Raw genomic sequence first — 19186 nt, 5'->3', positions numbered from 1 at the left:
AAACTTAACTGTAGGAATTTAATATGTTACGTACTTTACGATTACCATTACAGCTTGTTGGTGCTATTATATTAGTTACATTTTTTGGTTCATATTTTTCTCCGGCTGCTGTACGATTTTTTTTCACAGTGAGCCATATTTTTAAAGAATTTCTTGGTTTGTTGCTTCCGTTTATTATTTTTTCATTTATTGCATCAGGTATTTTATCTCTCAAGCGCGGTGCCCCTTTAATCCTTCTGATTTTGCTTGCATGTATTTTTGTCTCAAACTTTATTATAACTACGTTGTCTTATGTTTTTGTGAGATTAGCGTTACCCGTTGCACAATGCCCTGCAGCTGCAGAAGCATTAGCAGTGGAAAGTTCTTTAGATCCATTAATTAATTTTAAAATTCCTCAACTTGTAAGTCCTGCTTTAATGCTTGTTTTGGGTGTTATTTGTGGTATTGTATTTTCGATTAAACGTGTAGCTTTCGTTGAAGATACCATTGAAAAAATTAAGTCTTTAGTTGAGATCATATTGTTACGTATTTTTATTCCACTTTTACCAATTTATGTATTTGGTTATTTATTGGAAATTAATCATCGTGGTATTTTAACACTGTTATTTCGTCATTACGGTAATGCAATTGTATTGATTTTATGTATGCAAATGTTTTTTATTTTTAGTTTTTTTGTACTTGCAAGATGTTCATTCAAAAAAGGATGGGAATCTCTTAAAATAGCATTACCTAGTTATATCACTGCGGTTTCTACTATTTCTAGTACTGCAACTATTCCGGTAACGGTTGAATGTGCAGAAAAAAATACTGGTAATCGTCCATTGGCTGAAATGTCAGTTCCGTTACTAGCAAACATTCATTTAATGGGCGCAGGGATAAATATTCCCATTCTATCATTGGCAACCTTAATATTGTTTAAAGCAATTGTGCCAGATCCATTAACTTATTTAACTTTTGTTTTCTATTTTTGTACTTCAATGTTCGCAGTTACAGGCATTCCAGGTGCAGGGCTTATTGTTATGATGCCCTTATTGGATTCCTATTTTCATTTCTCTCCTATTATGATTAGTGTATTAACCACTCTGTATCTTTTGATGGATGCATCCAGTGCGGGTACTAACGTGATGGGTGATGGAGCATTGATTATCATTGTTAATAAATTACTCAAAAAGCTTAAATTAGCTTAAATAGGTAACTTGTTTTTTCTAATCCTTAATATTATTGCTTTTATTTAACCATAATTGATATTATGAAAATATATGCATGTTTTTGTAATATTTAAAGTTAAATAGAGGGAAATGGATGGGTCTTCAGAAAAAAATCTGCTATTGATAGTTTTGAGTGCTTTTTCATTTATTTTAACTCAATGTGCTGTAGCAAATGAATATTCTCCCGAACAGCTTGCAGGTTTAGCAGACCTTGGTCGTCAATTTTTTCAAGCGTTAATTTCAGATAGTTCTGAGATTGCAAGTCATAGAAAAAAAGCTCAATTTAAAGATATAACAAATGATGAACTTGTACGTGCTTTGGTACTATATTTATATTATATTGCTCGAAAAGAAGGTCATGTTTTTGAATCAGGGACTTTTGTTGTTTATGATCCTTCAGGTAATGTGTATAAGTTTTTGATGAATTTAAAAAATAAATATGCACGTGACTCTTCTCACTTTAATGATTTAAACTCAAAGCGAGCTGAAGAGGTCAAGCTTGCACGCCATTTGGACAAACGATTTGGCCATGAAGTTGTTGTGATCACGAATCAAGAAGTGGGGAAATATCTACGCCGTTCAATTAAGTTTTCTGATTGGAATTTTCAAAGTAGATCAGACTGAAATATTTGCTGTCTGCTCAAGTTCCGTATGCTCTTATTGCGTTTCTTAATATCTTTAATTGTGTAGAAAAAAAACATAATGTTTTCATGATGCCAAGTAAATATTTTTTGTATATACCTTGAATTACGTGTAACTTAATACAAAAGCGTTTAAATGCACACACGTATAAATTAAGGATTAAACATGTTTTTAAAGAAGTTTTCATTGCCATTTCAGCTTATTGCAATCATCGCATTTGTATTTTTATGTGGTGATTTTTTTAATGAGTCATCGGTGCGTTTTTTCTATACATTTAGTTTGCTTTTCAAATCGGTTTTGAGTCTGTTTTTGCCACTTATTATTTTTTCATTTGTATTGACCGGTATTTTATCATTTAAACGGAATGCACCGTTAGTGTTGGCGGTTTTGGTTGCAAGTATTTTTGTATCAAATAGTGTTATTGCTTTGTTGACCTATCTCGTTGGGGTAGCAGTAGTGCCTTTTGTTGTTCAAGGTATATCAATTGATGGCTTTCAGATTGCAAGTGGTGTTGAGCCTTATTATCAATTTGATTTTCCTACGTTAATCACTTCAGAAAATGCATTATTGATTGCTATTGTTATTGGTATAGCATTATCATTTGTGCGTATACCAAAGCTGGAAAGAGGAATAAGAATATTCAAAGATGCGGTTGAAAATTTTTTGAATTATTATTTCATTCCTTTGCTCCCGTTGTATGTCTTTGGATTTTTACTTGAGATACATTATCGGGGCATTTTTGCGAGCCTGTTTTCTCATTATGGCAAAGCATTCATTGTGATTCTATCAGTGCAAGTAGTTTTTTTACTGGCATATTACTTCCTTGCAGCTAGTGGATCAACAAAGAAAATGATTAAATATATACAAAATGCGCTGCCAAGTTATTTAACTGCTTTCAGTACTATGTCCAGCACAACCACTATTCCGGTTTCAGTAGAATGTGCTGAAAAAAATATGAACAATAAGCCATTAGCTGAAATTTCTATGCCGATCATGGCTAATATTCATTTAGTTGGTGATAGTATCAGCACACCGCTCTTGGCAATGGTTACCGTTTCTTTATTTTTAGGTACGTTTCCAGATCCAATTTCATATATAAAATTTGTCTTTTTCTTTTGTACGGCAATGCTGGCAGTTTCGGGTATTCCCGGTGGGGGAATCATTGTGATGATTCCTATCTTGATATCTCAGCTTGGTTTTAATGAACAGATGGTGAGTATCATTACTGCACTTTATTTATTACTTGATCCATTTGGTACTGCGGCTAATGTTATGGGCGATGGAGCGTTGGTTATTATAGTTAATAAAGTACTTAAAAAATTACGTGTAGTTTGATTTACCAATCTATTTGATCAGGAAAAAACTCTGCTATTAGTGTTTGATAGTAGGGTTTTACTTTTTCAATATCAATTTGATGTGTGCGGTCTTTGGAATAGAGATCATATGTTTGGAACTTTTTTACCCATGCAAACATCTGCCGATCATACTCGTTGAGTAAATGATCATAAGCATTGTGCTGATGCTGCGCATAAAATGAATGATAGCGGATAACATAAGCAGCTTGAGGGGGTAGATAATTTTTGACTACATGATACAGATATTCATCATGCCCCCAGGACATATGTACATGCTCAAGACCGCAATTAGGCTTGTAGATGCCATATTTAGTTTGATATTCTTTGATGAGTATATCAGGGTTATCATTGAAAAATGCATGGTAAACAATATCTTTTGTATAAGCGCAACCAACTGGAAAGGTGTCGCCGACCACTGCCCATTGTGGTTCGTCAAATGCGCATAATATTTTGCCCAAATCATGAATTAGTCCGGTTATTACAAACCATTCAGGTTGACCATCTTTGCGTATGGCCTCAGCTGTTTGCAATGCATGCTGTATTTGCGGTAAATTGAGATCGGGATCGCTTTCATCGACTAATTGATTTAACTGTTCCAATGCTTGCCAAACACTCATTTGTTTACGGTATGATCCAACATATTGTTGTTTTTTTTGTAAAACAAAATTTAACGTCTGTTGGGTATGGTTTTCATAATAGAATTGTGCGATAGGATTATTATTTGCTTCAGGATAATCACGAAAATCTGCGAAAATTAAACATGTATAGAATGCCATTACTGAAAAAACTTTTTTGATCATAGTTTTCCTTTTTATGATTAAGTATGCATGATGATATTTTAACTTGTTGATTTTGTAAAGATCTTGATTTTAACTATTTTCTAGTTACCTATGATAAGCAGATATTAAATCATATCTTGTTTTGGTATTGCTCAATAAAGTAAACTGATAAAAATGGAGGATCTAATCATGAAGAAGCTTTTTTTTCTTATGTTATTGGTCAGTTTTGGGATTGTGCGGGCAAGATGGCAACCAACAATTACTGAAAAAGAGTATATAATCACGCCAAAAACGCATGAAACCTGTTATCAATATGCTGAGCGTAAAGTACAAGAGATGATCAATAAATATGCAAATCGTCGTATTGTCGGTTCTATTTGGTTAAGTGAGTATTGGGCACATCACTATTATGGTGCTATTGAATACCGTAATTATACATGGAAAGCGGTTTAAATATCTTCAAATAGATTTAATAGCTCATACACATTAGTGAAATGTTTAATCGTGCATGATGAACTTTCGACTTGTTGATTTTTTGCAACGAGTACCGTTTCAATACCGAATTTTTCTGCCTCATGTACGTATGCGCCAATTTGATTGATCGGCTTGATCTGTCCGGTTAAACTTATTTCACCCAGAGCAATTGATTTTTCAGGTAGTGGTTGTTGGAAATAACTTGATAATAGAGCCAAAGCAATGCCAAGATCGGTTGAACTGCTTTTTACCTTAAATCCGCCACTTACTTTAAAGAAGATGTCTTGTGAGCTCAGTTTGATATGTAGGTATTTTTGTAAGATTGCAGCAATGAGAACAACCTGTTTATGATCAACGCCGGATACCACTCGTTGTGCAATTGCAAGTTTTGATTCAATAGTTAATGCCTGTAGTTCAAGCAAAATAGGTTTTGAACCTTCAATAAAACTGACCAAAACTGAACCGGGAGAATAACTGATTTCGGCGATGAGTTGTTGATTGATGTTCGGTACTTCCTCAAGGCCATGTTCACCCATCTGGAAAAAACCTAATTCATTGATAGTACCAAAACGATTTTTTACTGAACGTAGTACACGTGTCTGCCAGCGGTCTTCGCCTTGTAAGTAAAACACCGCGTCAACCATATGCTCTAATGTTTTTGGTCCCGCCATAGTTCCCTCTTTAGTGATATGCCCGGTAACGATCACCGTGATATCATGCTCTTTTGCCAGGCGCATTAAATGAAATGCTGATTCACGCAGTTGACCAACGCTGCCGGGAATTGTTTGTGTTTGGCTTAAATAACAGTTTTGAATTGAATCAATAATCACTACATCAGGTTTATGTTCTTGTGAGGTATTGATAATCGATTCGAGGTTTGCTTGATCAGAAAACAGAAGTGATTCACTTGTGCATTGCAAACGTTGAGCTCGTTGTTTTACCTGTTGTAATGATTCTTCAGTTGAAAAATAATAAACTAAATAGTTTTCTGCCAGTTTATTGGTGATTTGCAGTAAAAGTGTAGATTTACCAATACCGGGATCACCGGTTAAGATGATGAGTGAGCTTGGCATAATGCCACCACCAACAACACGATCCCACTCTTTGATGCCACTCAAAAGTCGAGGTTTGGTTTCGGTTTCAACACTATTTAGTTTTACCAGTTGTGCGGATGCTTCAGAGGTTCTTTTTTTTGCACCTAACGGACTAGTTGTGATTTCTTCAAAACTGTTCCATTGTTTGCATTCAGGACAGCAACCAACCCATTTGGGCGTTTTATAAGTACAGTTAGTACAGTTAAAAGTGGTTTTTTGTTTTGCCATAACTCTTTAACAGCTTGGTTGCTCAAACGTTGGTCTTTTATCAATGATATAACATTCACGGCAACGTGCTTGATATGCTTCTTCAGCTCCAATTTGAATTACAGGATCATTAAATTTTGCCGGCTTACTATTAACTAATCGTTGGGTAAAATGTGCATCATTACAACAAATCGTGCAGATTGAACGTAACTTAGTAATGTCATCTGCAATGGCGAGTAATATTGGAATTGGACCAAAGGGAATGCCACGAAAATCTAAATCTAAACCACCGACAATAACTCGTTTTTTATGCTCGACCAGTTTACAAATAATGTTGATAATTTCCTGAGGGAAAAACTGCACTTCATCAATGCCAATCACTTGAATATTTTGTTGTGCAACATGCTCAATGATATCTTGAACATTTTCGATCGGTTGTGCTTCAATTGCTGCACCATTATGTGAGGTAATCCGATCGACGCCGCGTCGTGTATCAAGTTGTGGTTTGAATACCGCAACTTTTTGTTTGGCAATGTTTGCACGCCGTAAACGTCGAATAAGTTCTTCCGACTTACCGGAAAACATAGGCCCGCAAATTACTTCGAGAGATCCTTTACTTTTTTTCATAATAATCTTTTACCATTCTTGAATTGAGATGCTATTAAGTTGTTATTCCTATGTATAAGCATACGGTAAAATATGATATTTGCCAAAATCTAAAGCATTAACTCATTGATTTTTCGGTTGGACTTTTTGCTCTCAAGGTTTGCTCAGCAATTGCTCCAGATCCTCCAAGCATACCTGCACCTACAGCAACAAGAAAGATTGATTTTTTGCCAGTGAAATTATTTAAATTTTTATAGAGTAATAGAGCACCAGCAGTTGCACATGCACTCAAGCAGATTGTTTTAACCATGAGAGCAGATCCGATAATGCCAGTTTCTTTAAGTTGTAGATAATGCTGAGCGATCGTTTGGTCTAAATTCAGTGAGAGGGCTGCGATAGTTTCTTGCGCTGTATCTTTCAGCTGGGTAATGTTTTTTTCAAGTGTATCTCCCAATTTTACAACAACTTCATCTATTTGTTCAGAACCTTCATGAATTCTGACGCGAAGCTCATCTTGAAATCTTTCATTAGCTTTTTTAGCAGCATTTTTAAATCGCTTAGATGGTAAATTGTTCTTAAATGTTTTATAGGGCCAGGTGATGCATTGTTTTATTGAGCCAACAAGACGCTCAGAAAAGCTTCTGTTCTGTTTGACTACACTATCGGCTTGTATGGGTGTTGCACTCGACACAAATGCGAAAATGAGCATTAATAAGAATTGTCTTTTTTTGTAAAAAATCATTGTTTTTTCCTTTTCAGGAGAGAATTAAATAAAAAACTTTATGTTATTATCTTTAATTGTACTCGCAGTAGGATATAACGCAACTGGTTGGCCTGGTTCAATACATATGAGACTTTAGGGCCTCATAATCATTACCTCATAAAATTGCTTAGGAGTCAAAAGCCCTATGCCTTGATGAGGCCGCACTGAGTCGTAGAAATGAACAAAATTCATGGAGTTTTTTTGCAGTATGTGTAGAGTTGGATGTGCATTATATTGTGCATAAAATTCGTATTTAGCGGTTCCGTTGCCCTTTTTGACAGTTCTATTGAGTTCAGGTCGACGTGGTGGCAGAACAAACAACGGGATATTAGCTTTGTAGCAGGCTTCCTCAAAGTTCGCCATAAACTCTGGATCTTCATACCTTACCCTTTTTTATAAATTTGGGAATAATTTTCCCAACGGTGCTTTCGGATATAGTTTCATCATGCTCTCGTTTATACATTACTGTTATTTTTTAGTCGTGCATGAGGATTTTTCTCTTTTTGGGTAAGCTCTTCTACTCGATTGCTTAATTGATTGTTTTGTTCTTGTAATTTTGCAATTGCTTGTTGTTGCTGACGCAGTGTCGCAAAGGTTGCTTTGCATGTTGTTGCATTTATATCCACTATAGAGTGAATAAGTTTTTTTAGCTCTTGTGTGGCGTGTTCGTTCTTTTTGCCTAGATTCAGAAGCTGTAACTGTCCAAGAGCCATATCATAGGCTAACAAAATGCCACCATCTGCATGTGTAAGGCGTTTGGGTGCACCTTCTTTATCGCTTGCATATAAACTACATGAAATTGTCAGACAGATATATAAGCTTTTCATATACATTCCTTTTTTTGTATAAACGCTATTTGCCAGCATTGTAAAATTTTAATTCAGTATAGTGTCAGCATATGCAAATGAAAAGCTTATTAATATATCATTGATTTTTTATTGTATTGAGTACTTTCTGTTATGTATTTTTTATATGCCGCATGATAAAAGGCATCACCGTATCAGCATTTAATGACAGGCTATGTATGCCGCATTCAGTTAAAAATTGCGCAATTTCGGGGTGATCAGATGGACCTTGTCCGCAAATGCCAATATATTTATTGTTACGCAATGCACCTTCAATCGCCATTTTGAGCATACGTTTTACTGCCAAATCACGTTCATCAAAAAGATGTAGTAACATGGCCGAATCACGATCAACACCTAAGGTAAGTTGAGTCAGATCATTTGAGCCTATAGAAAATCCATCGAAATAATTACAAAATTCATCAATGCATATTACATTCGATGGAATTTCACACATCATAATAAGTTCAAGATCATCTTGACCACGTTTGAGCCCGTGCTGTTCCATGACGGCAATTGTTTTTTCAGCCTCTTTTAATGTACGGACAAATGGAAGCATAAGTTTTACGTTGGTTAATCCCATATCGTTACGCACTCGTTTCATTGCTTGGCATTCAAGGCCAAATGCTTCTTGATATGCCGGATCATAATAACGTGATGCTCCACGGAATCCAATCATAGGATTTTCTTCTTCAGGTTCAAAAGATGAACCACCTAATAAATGACCATATTCATTTGATTTAAAATCTGACATGCGCACAATAACCGGGCGCGGATAAAACGCAGCTGCGATGGTGGCCACTCCCTGTGCTAATGAGCTGATAAAGAACTCTGTTGGGTTGTCATAGGCAGCAGATAAACTATTAATTTCTTGAATTACTTTTGGGTCATTAATGCGTTCAGGATGAATAAAAGCCATAGGGTGTGCTTTGATTGCATTATTTATAATAAATTCAACCCGCGCTAATCCAACACCGGCAACGGGTAACATTGCGGTGTTAAAAGCATTACTTGGCTCTGCAATATTGACCATAACTTTAACCGGTAGTTCGGGTAATGTCTCTAAATAGATTTCTTCTTTTTGGAATGGTATTGCACCTGCATATACTAATCCAACATGGCCTTGTGAGCAGTCAAGAGTGATGAGGTCTCCGGTATGGATTTTTTGTGTTGCATTGCCGGTGCCAACAAGAGCAGGGACGCCGAGTTCACGGCTAACAATTGCTGCATGGCAGGTACGGCCTCCATGATTGGTAATAATTCCACCAGCTTTTTTCATTGCAGGAACCCAATCAGGATCGGTCATAGAGGTGACCAAAATTTCGCCTTCTTTTAATAAATTAGCTTGATCAATATCATCAATAACATGAGCAATGCCGGAAACAATATGTTGTCCAACGCTTTGGCCTGAAGCAATGCTTTTGAGTTTTTTATCGGGATTTAAACGGTAGGTAGTGAGCACGTTACCATTTTGTTTGCGCTGTGCATGAACGGTTTCCGGGCGAGCTTGTACAATATATATATTGCCGTCAATGCCATCCTTTGCCCATTCAATATCCATGGGTGTCCAGTGGTCATACAGTTGTGAATAATGTTCTTCAATTTTACAGATCATTTCAGCTAAATATAAAATTTCATTATCAGTTAAACAGAATAATTTTTGGTCAAGTTCAGGGACTTCAATCTCTTTGACCCCTTTATTTGTGCCTTCATAAATCATTTGAATAGTTTTATTGCCGAGTGTTTTGTTAATGATTGCATTAAATTTTTGTTTGAGTGTTGGTTTGTATACGCGAAATTCATCTGGTGTTACGGTGCCTTGTACTATCATTTCACCAAGGCCGTATGAGCCATTTATGGTGATTGTTTCAGCAAAACCGCTTTCGGTATCAAGTGAAAAAGCTACTCCTGAACAAGCTAAATCAGAACGAACCATTTTTTGTACGCCAACTGATAGTGCAACATCGAATGAATCGAATCCTTGCTCGATACGATATAAAATTGCACGCTCATTGAACAATGATGCAATGCATTTTTTATAGTTATGCAAAATAGCATCGGTGCCACGAACATTTAAATAGGTGTCTTGTTGACCTGCAAATGATGCATTGGGCAAATCTTCAGCTGTACCTGATGAACGGACTGCAACATCGAGCTGTTCATTGCCATACATGGCGCATAAATTTCGATAGGCATCAGTAATTTCGTGTGCTAACAATGAAGGAACTTTTGCATTGATAATCATCGTACGAATTTTATTGGCAACCGAATGTAAGTCTGCATGGGTGCATTGCTTAATAAGTTGCTTGATGACTTTATCTAGTTTGTTTTCTTGCAGGAAATGCCAATAAGCATCAGCGGTAATTGCAAACCCATTTGGAATACGAATGCCTTGCTTTGATAAGTGACTTATCATTTGTCCTAGTGAGGCGTTTTTACCCCCGACTGACATGATGTCATCTAAACCGATTTGATTAAATGGTTTGATGAAATTAAATTCATGTTGTGCTTGTATTATGGTAACTGAATATACCAATACAAAAAATAGTATGTTTTTTGCTTGCATAAATCACCTTTTTTTTACATTGAAAATAGGAATTATTACTCATTTAAGAAATACTCCCAAATGTAAACAATGTAAAGATGAAGCTATGATTTGCAAATGATTGGTGATATTGCGAGTTGAATATCATTTTTAGCTAATGCCATTTTTAAATCAGATAAAAAATGAGCACGAGTAGTCTCCCAATTTTTTTGTGTAGTCCAGACTCCAATAAATAAGCGGCTATAATTTCCTGCTACTTCTTTAATTGCAATAAATGGTGCGAGCTCATTTAATAGATAATCTTTTTGAGTAGCGAGTTCTTTAATAACTCCGATTGCTTGTTGAATGCTTGCTTCAGGTGCTAAATTAATATTGCTTTCAAAGCGACGATTTTTGTTTTTGGTTATATTATAGATGTTACTTTTGAGTACTTGTTCGTTTGGTATGCGTACGATTTTGTTATCGGATGTACGAATAGTAACTGCAAATAGATTGACCGCCTTGATTTGACCTTCAATAGTATTGATAATGATGGTGTCATTTAGTTCAAATGGGTGCTCTAGAGTTAAAAATAGGCCACTGATAATATTGGCAACACTTGTTTGTGCAGCAAAACCGATTGCAACACCGACAACGCCGGCAGCTCCAATTAGTGCAGTCATATCAATGCCAATCTCTTGCAGTGCAATTGTGGCAACTAAGAAAAATAAAAAGTATGAGATTAACCGTACAATGACATTTACACGCAATGCATCGGGGTATAGTTTTAGGAGATGTTTTTTGATTATTTTACGTAAGATATGAATGCCGCTCAAACCAAGAAGTATAATGAAAGCTATTTTACCAAAGCGGATAGCATATTGAATATATTCAGGACGAATTTGGGGGTATTGCATTGTTGTTCCTTAAGGTTTTCATAAGTTTAGATATTTTTGAGCATACTTGATATGCTATATTTATCAATATTTAGTGGATAAGAAAGTTTGTCACTGTAAGATACACTGCTCAGTAAGTTGCGCTTTTTGTCGTTCAAAAAAACTCACCATTGGTTGTTCAGATAGTTCAAAATTTTTACTGAGGCTGTTTAATGCCATCTGGCCTGAGTTTAGTGAAGAAATAAACTTTTTACGTTTTTCCTCTATCAGTTTTTTTATTGCTTTGGGGTTTGATTCTATTTGTTGATTCAATGGTCTGAATTTTTGATCTATAGCTTTGATTAGTTCTTTCTTATTATGTGGAATTTCTTTGTTTTTTTGTTTTTTTTTAAACGCCTTTAACCAAATGGCTAATGTTGTTATTTTATCAGAGCTGCCTTTTGTTTTGTGTAACTCTATATAACGTTTATAGGTATCTTGTTGACGCATTTCAAAAAGAGCTGATTCAGGCCTGAATCCTTGGAGTAGTATTCTGTTGAGTGCTTGTGTAACAATGAATAGATGTAGTGATTGTTCAAATTCGGTATCATTTTTGGGTAGTTGAGTAAATATTGCTGTTGTAGCTTTTGTTATATATGCTTGCGTATTTTTTATAATTGTGGGTAGTTCATTGAGATCTTGATAGGTGGCGATTTGAGATTCGAGGATTTTTTCCGGTTTAATACCAACTTTGAATATGAAATGTTCAATGGTTAATTGGCTATCTGGAATTATTGGAAATACCTGTGCGGCTGCATATATAGTGATAGGATTAAGCCATATGAATATAATGGTTAATATTTCTTTCATGTACTGTTCTCCTATAAAAACATTATGGAAAAATGCCATTTTTGTTGATTAATGATATACTAAAATAGATGATATTGTAAATTAATAAAGGCAAAATGAGCGATGACACATAAAAAACTGAAAAAAGCTGTTGAACCAGAAAAAGATGAAAACCATATGCCATTGAATAAATATATTGCTCAAGCAGGTGTTTGTTCACGGCGTAATGCGGTTGAATTAATCAAAGATGGTCATGTAAAAGTGAGTGGTAAGGTAGTAAGAGAGCCCGGTTTTAAGGTTACTTCAGATCATTCAGTAAAAGTGAAAAATAGATTGATTCAAAAAGAAGAGCCTATTTATGTATTGATGAATAAGCCAAAAGGGGTAGTGACAACGGTAGCTGATGAAAAAGGTAGAACAGCTGTTGTGGATCTTATTAAATTGCCACAAAAGCAACGTATCTATCCGGTTGGCAGGTTAGATATTAATACAACCGGTGTATTGATTTTAACAAATGACGGTTATTTTGCACAAAAAATGGCACATCCTTCAAGTCGTATCCCAAAAATGTATGAAGTAACATTGCATAAAGATATTTATCCTGAAGCATTAGATCAACTTAAAAAAGGTATTCGTTTAGAGGACGGTGTTATTGCGGTCGATGATCTTTACCTTATTCCGGGTCCAAAGAAGAACAAGATTCGTGTTACATTACATAGTGGTAGAAATCGTATTGTTCGTCGTATGTTTGAGCATATGGGTTTGATTGTCGAAAAACTGGAGCGGATTTCTTTTGGTGGGATTACAAAGCGTGGGCTCGCTCGTGGCGAATCACGACGTCTTACTAAAAAGGAGATTGAACGGTTGAAAAAATATAAACTATGATGTTATTCACTATTAAGGAGGCTTTTATGCCATATATTAAACTTTCCCTGTTATTTATATCCCTCACTTTATATGTTTCGATTGCCTATAGTGCGGATGATCAAAGTTGCTTGAGCAAGAACTATACTCTTGATTTTGATTACAGTAGTCAACTACGAGAAAGCACTCTTGATTTAACAGGGTACACTGTTTGTGCGGTTCCTGGTCAGAATGGCTTGGGAAGTAGTAGACAGTATGTGGCACAGATACTTGGCGTATCACCTGATATCGTTGAACAAGTGACCACTCCTTTGGGGTCGATTAATAGCCCAGACTTAGGTCAAAGCGTATGTATAAAGCATTTAAAAAGTGCTATTGATCAAAAAGATAATGTTATAATTCATGCAACCTCTCAAGGTACTGCAACCACATTAAATTATTGTGCTATGTTAAGCGCCGCTGAGCAATCAAAAATTAAAGCGATTATTCTTGAGGCAGTATTGGCAAGTGGAAATAGTGCAATTATGCATACAGTAACCGGTCCCCTTATGGGATGGAACAGTGTTGAAAGTGCTCCAGGATCACGTTATGTAGTACCATATGCTGCAAAAGCAGTTTATCCTCGTTATTGGCCTGCTGGAAAGCAACCCATTAAATCCATAGCTGATATTTGCAGTGATGTACCGATTATCATTATGCATTCTAAAAAGGATCAACAACTTTCATTTAAGGATGCACAGGCACTTTATTATGGTTTACGTAGTCATGGTAATAATAATGTGTATTTTGTACCTTTTGAGGGTTATGATCATATTTCGATATGTGATCGACATCCGGAAAAAAAAGAGCTTGTTAAAAAAATTCTTAGGACTCAATTAGACTTAGCAGGAGAAAAGCTTACATCTGAAGAAAAACAGCAGTATCAACCAGATCCTAAAGCATTACGCAAAACATATGAAGATCTGCTAACTCAAGAACAAAATCATGAAACAATTGGATATGTAAGTGCAGCTGCATCAACAGCATTAGTAGGAGCTTCTCTCTATTACCGCTCTTGCTCTATTTTGTAGAAAGGTATTTTTGAAATTTGTGTGATAATGAATCCCTTGTTTTTTCTCTTTTTATACATTTTTAAAAAAAACGATAGACTTATTTTCATTTCAAATAATCTAAATAAGTGTGGAGAATTGAATGAAAATAATGTATCGATATTTCTTGTTTGTATTGATGGTATTATCAATACAAGCAAAATTAAGTCCGCCTCCAAAAGGATTGCAAACATTTCATGAAATTGCCGTGCAATATAAATCTGGAATTGATGAAATTTTCAATACATTACATCCTGAAGAGCGTATTTTTTTATATTATCTTTATCGTGCAAGTTTACCTGGACATTACCTGTGTTCACACCAAATACATCGCCATGCAGTTGAAATTATGGACCTCTTTGAATCTATTTTAGAGCAGCGTGAACAGCTCAAAAAAATGGAGTGTCAATTAGATTTTTCTGTTGAAGATTTTACCAATGAGGTTATTACCTATCTCGTTTACTTGTGGACAAATCATGGCCAGTATTTTTTACATGATGAATATGAACAAAAAAGAACTCCATTAGATTTAAAATGTCAACTCATAACACCTGAAAACTTACAGAAAGTGATTTCCGTTATTGGAAGCAATAAATCAATTAATCATTTGCTGAGTTCGATATTTGATAATGAAGTTGAGAAAACTCTTTGTGTAGATGGTGATATTGCTGAAAGTGCTATAAATATATATCATCCAGATTTCACTGAGCAGGATTTCGTATCTTTGCCTGAAGATAAACGTTCTCAAATCAATGCTTATTTTGACGTTGCATATGTAGATGATGAGCGTTGTCCACATGTTAATGTGTATAAAGTTGGCGGAAGATGCTCCCAAGAGTTAGAGGTTGCTGTGCATTGGTTACAAAAAGCATATGAGCATGTGCGGCATTATCCGCAGTTGTTTGATATACATACTGAGCGTAGTTTAGACTACTTAATACAATTTTTGAAAACAGGTGATGAAGAGCTATTTAAACAGCATTCAGTTGAATGGATAAAAACACATAATAAGCTTGACTATAATTTTGGTTGGATTGAAGTATATCTTGATCCAAAACAATACAGAGGTGGATTTCAAGCAGAAGTCACTGCAAAGACAATTGATATGAAGATGCTTAATGCATTATTGCCATCTTTAGAAGGAAAGTTACCTTTTCCAGATGAATACAAAAGGAAGAGCTTGGATGATCTTTCAGCAATACCTAATGCATCTATTAATATCGCTTTATTTGCAACAGGCGAATTAGGGCCTTTAGAGATTCTTGCAGCGTATTGCTTGCCAAACTATGATGAATTACGAACGCAACATGGTTCAAAGCAAATTATTTATCACTCAGAAAAAGGATTAAAGCAATTAACTAACCCTGCATTAGCTCGTGCTTTGTTTAGTCTTCCAAAGCAGGTTGAGTGGCTAAAAGAGCATGATCCTGAAGGTAAATTAGGTGATGATATTTGGAACCTTGGATGTATACTGCATGAAACATTAGGACATGGCAGTGGCCGTTTGCATAAGCATACATTTCGTGATGGAGATAAACTTGTTATAGGAAATAAAGCATATAACATTGGCGATACCATTGATGTTACCAGTATAAACAATAACGAGCTATTGGGAAAGTATGGGCAAAGTTTAGAAGAGTTACGAGCAGAAATTATTTCTTTGTACACCAGTGTATTTAATTTTGACGAACTTGCTCAAGCCGGATTATACAAGGATTGGCCTGAAAAGATAGGTAAAGAGCGCTTAATCAAAGAGCTCATCAAAGGTATGGTATGGACCGGCTTAAGTAGATTGCTTTCTCAATCAAAAAAAAGTAATGAGATTCGAGGAGCACATGCCCAAGCAAATACAACAATACTGAATTTTCTTCTTGATGGTGGTGGTTTACAATTACTTAAAGAAAATGTTGAGGTCGAAGGAGAAACCTATCAAGTTTTAGGATTTGAAATTGATGACGTAGAACAAGTTAAAAAAAATATAGTTGCATTAGCACAAGAAGTGCAACGTATAAAATCAACTGGTGATGGTCAAGCGCTTACTGTGATGATGAAAAAGTATGGTATAACTATGCGTAATCCTGAGCATCGAGATATTTTACAACGGAATGATAAAGCTGTTGCTGGTGATTTAGTTGTTATTGCGTCGTTGTATCCTCATTATTATCCAGTCAAATCAAATGATAAAGTAGTAGATGTTGATGCTGTATGGCCAAAAGATGTAGTAGAGCACTTTATGAGACAAAAAAAATATGCCTATAGCAAAGAATAAAAGTTACTAAAAAGGATTACATGAAACAGTACACGCAACTTGTTATTGAAAAATCGCCGCCGCTTAATGGGCAAGTTGAGCTTACCGGTGCCAAAAATGCCGTATTGGTTATTATGGCATCATTAATTTTAACCAAAGGTGAGTCAATTTTGTCCAATGTGCCATTTTCTACAGATGTACGTAACATGATTATTCTTTTGCAACAACTTGGCGCACAAGTCAAATATGTAGCCCAAATGCAAACGTTGTATGTTGATACTTCAGAACTTAATTGTTGGGATGTTGAGCATGCTATTATGAAGAAAATGCGTGCATCAATTTTAGTTATGGGCCCGCTACTTGCACGTTTTGGCAAAGCTAATATTGCATTGCCCGGTGGATGCACTATTGGTTCTCGCCCAATTGATTTGCATTTGAGTAACTTTGAAAAAATGGGAGTTGTAATTTCAGAGTGTGGTGAAACATTAAATACGTCAATTGGTAGTACAACACCACAGAAAATCGTATTAGATTATCCTTCTGTTGGTGCAACAGAAAATGTGATGATGCTTGCGACATGTGTGCAAGGCAAAACGAAAATTATAAATGCTGCACTTGAGCCGGAAGTTTTGGATTTGATAAAAGTGTTGCAAAAAATGGGTGCACAGATTCAAGTTACTGCTCCCGCGACTATTGAAATTGAGGGGGGAATTGAGCTGCGTTCAATTGAGCATACGGTTATTAATGATCGTTTGGAAGCAGGAGCTTTACTTTTGGCTGCTGCAATAACGGGCGGGACCATTGACATTCCGCAAGCCCCTGCATTTGCAATGGAAGTTTTTTTACAAAAATTAAGTCAGATGGGGCATCATATTCAAATTGGTGCCAATGATATTGGCGTTAGTTTACGTGCAACTAAAGAACCGAAAGCGGTCTCTTTCAAAACCGGTCCGTATCCACAGTTTCCTACCGATCTTCAGGCTCCAATGATGGCAGCGCAAGTTGTTGCTGATGGAGTAAGTATTGTTGAAGAAACGGTATTTGAAAATAGGTTAATGCATGTGCGCGAATTGCAAAAAATGGGTGCTGAAATAAAAGTGTTGCATGATCAAAAGGTAATGATAACCGGCGTTGAGCAACTATATGGTTGTCCGGTAATTGCTCCTGATATTCGTGCTTCATGTGCATTAGTGTTGGCAGGATTGGTTGCGCAAGGCAATACTGTTATGACTGGAGTCCATCATTGGCAACGTGCATATGATGCATTGGAAAGCAAGCTGCAATTTTTGGGAGCACTGATTGAATTAGGACAGCATCAAATGGTATCTCTGCAAGAACCTCAAAGATTTTTTGAAAAAAAACAATAGTTATTTCTAGACATGTCAGAGAAGGTGTTGTGTATACTCAGATGAAAATAATAACTTTCATGTATGAGGTGTGCAGTATGTTGAAGTCTGTATTGATTTTGTTTATTTCGTGGATATTTTTTGTTGTTATGGATCTTGTATGGATAGGGTATTTAGCTCGTGATCAATATGTTGAGAAGTTAAGTCCGTTGTTACGCTATTCTGACGGCAGATATAATGTTGTTTGGTGGGCGGCGTTATTAGTATGGTTTTTCATTGTATTGGGTTCTTATGTTTTTGTCTTACCGATTATAAAAGACAAAAGCTTTATGCATGCTCTATGGTATGGAGCTTTATTTGGATTAGTATTATATGCCGTTTACGACCTTACCAACTACAGTTTGCTCAAAGGTTGGCCTCTTTCAGTCACGATGCTGGATATTGCTTGGGGAGCTTTTGTCAATGCGATGCTTGCAGTATGCATGTGGTTGCTTTATAAAAATATTTAGCCTTGTGGTTATGTAAGAAAGAAAGAGCTTAATTCAGTTAATTCGCGTGTGATTTTTGCCTGTCGCAATTTGTTATAATTAAGTTGCATTTGCTCGAGCAATGTTTCGGCGTTTCGGGTTGAGCTGTCCATAGAAACAAAGCGTGCTGAATGCTCTGCTATCAGTGATTGAAACAGTGCATGCTGAATATGTGATAGTAGATATTGCTCTGAAAGATAGTCTAATATTTTATGTGACGACTGCTCAAATTCATATTCAGGATGTTTTGCGGTATTTGGTGAAAGTTGTGCGGGAATGATTTGCTCTGCTTTTGGTCTTTGCATAAAGAATGAAGGGGCAGTATTGCTGAATAATGTCACTGAGCTATACTGTTTTTTTGCCTGTGTAATTTCTTGTAATAGGCTATCAGCAATTGTAAGCAAGTTGTGCAAGCCAAATGTGTCATAAAAAGAAATGAGGGTTCCGAGCTTTTGTTTATGGATATATTGTGTTGCTTGTTTGCCAACGGTAATAATTGAAGGTTTTGTTTTTTGGTTAAGTATTTGCAAGTTAAATAGCTGAAATAAATTTGAATTAAAGCTGCCGCATAGCCCTTTTTGTGAGCCAATCAATATAACCAGAGGATGTTTATTTAATGGTTGTTTGGGCTCTAAAGTGGGATTGTGATACAGTGGTGATAGAGCTCGTGCTGAAGCAAATAATTCCATTATTTTTTGTTGATAAAGTTTTATCGGTTCTTCTTGATGTTTCATACGCGAGTGTGTGGACATGGAGATTAAACGCATAGCATGCGTAATTTTTTTAATAGTTTTAATAGCTTTTATGCGTTGACGCATATGTGTCAGTTGAGACATAGGTTACCTTTTTGTATTTGAGATCTCAATGTAGGATCAATATACTACAAATTCAT

General features: G+C 35.8%; 18 protein-coding genes. 9 read left to right on the top strand and 9 right to left on the bottom strand.

Annotated elements, in window-relative coordinates:
- Positions 1-23 precede the first annotated feature (23 nt).
- The 3 genes from WD055_01460 to WD055_01450 all read left to right on the top strand — a co-directional run bounded on the left by WD055_01460 (position 24) and on the right by WD055_01450 (position 3185).
- Positions 24-1187: a cation:dicarboxylase symporter family transporter gene (locus WD055_01460; protein ID MEX0848874.1), complete on the top strand. Its 1164-nt coding sequence runs from the start codon at positions 24-26 to the stop codon at positions 1185-1187.
- A gap of 111 nt (positions 1188-1298) precedes the next feature.
- Positions 1299-1832, top strand: coding sequence for a hypothetical protein (locus tag WD055_01455; GenBank protein ID MEX0848873.1), 534 nt, complete (start codon positions 1299-1301; stop codon positions 1830-1832).
- Positions 1833-2015: 183 nt separating this feature from the next.
- Entirely contained in the window at positions 2016-3185 is a 1170-nt protein-coding gene (locus WD055_01450) for a cation:dicarboxylase symporter family transporter (GenBank protein MEX0848872.1), read from the top strand.
- A 1-nt stretch (position 3186) separates the two neighbouring features.
- Here WD055_01450 and WD055_01445 read toward each other — a convergent pair whose 3' ends face one another.
- Positions 3187-4005, bottom strand: a complete 819-nt coding sequence (locus WD055_01445; GenBank protein ID MEX0848871.1) for an inositol oxygenase family protein — start codon at positions 4003-4005, stop codon at positions 3187-3189.
- 168 nt (positions 4006-4173) lie between these two features.
- On the opposite strand from WD055_01445, the gene WD055_01440 reads away from it, so the two are divergent.
- A complete protein-coding gene (locus tag WD055_01440; protein ID MEX0848870.1) occupies positions 4174-4437 on the top strand; it encodes a hypothetical protein in 264 nt (87 codons plus the stop codon).
- Here WD055_01440 and radA read toward each other — a convergent pair.
- The 7 genes from radA to WD055_01405 form a co-directional block, all read right to left on the bottom strand.
- Entirely contained in the window at positions 4434-5780 is a 1347-nt protein-coding gene (gene radA / locus WD055_01435) for a DNA repair protein RadA (GenBank protein MEX0848869.1), read from the bottom strand. The genes WD055_01440 and radA overlap by 4 nt on opposite strands.
- Before the next feature lie 6 nt (positions 5781-5786).
- Positions 5787-6386: a thymidine kinase gene (locus WD055_01430; protein ID MEX0848868.1), complete on the bottom strand. Its 600-nt coding sequence runs from the start codon at positions 6384-6386 to the stop codon at positions 5787-5789.
- Positions 6387-6483: 97 nt separating this feature from the next.
- A complete protein-coding gene (locus WD055_01425; protein ID MEX0848867.1) occupies positions 6484-7107 on the bottom strand; it encodes a hypothetical protein in 624 nt (207 codons plus the stop codon).
- A 476-nt stretch (positions 7108-7583) separates the two neighbouring features.
- Positions 7584-7955 (bottom strand): hypothetical protein, encoded by a 372-nt coding sequence (locus tag WD055_01420; GenBank protein ID MEX0848866.1) that lies wholly within the window; start codon positions 7953-7955, stop codon positions 7584-7586.
- A gap of 130 nt (positions 7956-8085) precedes the next feature.
- A complete protein-coding gene (ppsA, locus tag WD055_01415; protein ID MEX0848865.1) occupies positions 8086-10539 on the bottom strand; it encodes a phosphoenolpyruvate synthase in 2454 nt (817 codons plus the stop codon).
- Positions 10540-10622: 83 nt separating this feature from the next.
- A complete protein-coding gene (locus WD055_01410) occupies positions 10623-11414 on the bottom strand; it encodes a mechanosensitive ion channel family protein (GenBank protein ID MEX0848864.1) in 792 nt (263 codons plus the stop codon).
- A 90-nt stretch (positions 11415-11504) separates the two neighbouring features.
- Positions 11505-12242 (bottom strand): hypothetical protein, encoded by a 738-nt coding sequence (locus WD055_01405; protein ID MEX0848863.1) that lies wholly within the window; start codon positions 12240-12242, stop codon positions 11505-11507.
- A gap of 102 nt (positions 12243-12344) precedes the next feature.
- Here WD055_01405 and WD055_01400 point away from each other — a divergent pair, with 102 nt between their 5' ends.
- The 5 genes from WD055_01400 to WD055_01380 all read left to right on the top strand — a co-directional run bounded on the left by WD055_01400 (position 12345) and on the right by WD055_01380 (position 18276).
- Entirely contained in the window at positions 12345-13106 is a 762-nt protein-coding gene (locus tag WD055_01400) for a pseudouridine synthase (protein ID MEX0848862.1), read from the top strand.
- A gap of 26 nt (positions 13107-13132) precedes the next feature.
- A complete protein-coding gene (locus WD055_01395; protein MEX0848861.1) occupies positions 13133-14155 on the top strand; it encodes a hypothetical protein in 1023 nt (340 codons plus the stop codon).
- A 121-nt stretch (positions 14156-14276) separates the two neighbouring features.
- Positions 14277-16442 carry a hypothetical protein gene (locus tag WD055_01390; GenBank protein MEX0848860.1) on the top strand — a complete coding sequence of 722 codons (2166 nt, stop codon included), beginning with the start codon at positions 14277-14279 and terminating at the stop codon, positions 16440-16442.
- Between the two features lie 20 nt (positions 16443-16462).
- A complete protein-coding gene (gene murA, locus WD055_01385; protein ID MEX0848859.1) occupies positions 16463-17788 on the top strand; it encodes a UDP-N-acetylglucosamine 1-carboxyvinyltransferase in 1326 nt (441 codons plus the stop codon).
- A 77-nt stretch (positions 17789-17865) separates the two neighbouring features.
- The gene (locus tag WD055_01380) at positions 17866-18276 is read left to right on the top strand and encodes a DUF2177 family protein (GenBank protein ID MEX0848858.1); all 411 of its coding nucleotides are present in this window, start codon (positions 17866-17868) and stop codon (positions 18274-18276) included.
- Between the two features lie 8 nt (positions 18277-18284).
- Here the strand turns inward: WD055_01380 and atpG are convergent, their stop codons facing one another.
- Positions 18285-19130 (bottom strand): ATP synthase F1 subunit gamma, encoded by an 846-nt coding sequence (atpG, locus tag WD055_01375; protein MEX0848857.1) that lies wholly within the window; start codon positions 19128-19130, stop codon positions 18285-18287.
- Between the last annotated feature and the right edge of the window lie 56 nt (positions 19131-19186).

It is taken from the genome of Candidatus Dependentiae bacterium, assembly GCA_040878395.1.
GTDB lineage: Bacteria > Babelota > Babeliae > Babelales > Vermiphilaceae > JAKBEL01.
This window is presented reverse-complemented; position numbering and strand designations above follow the sequence as displayed.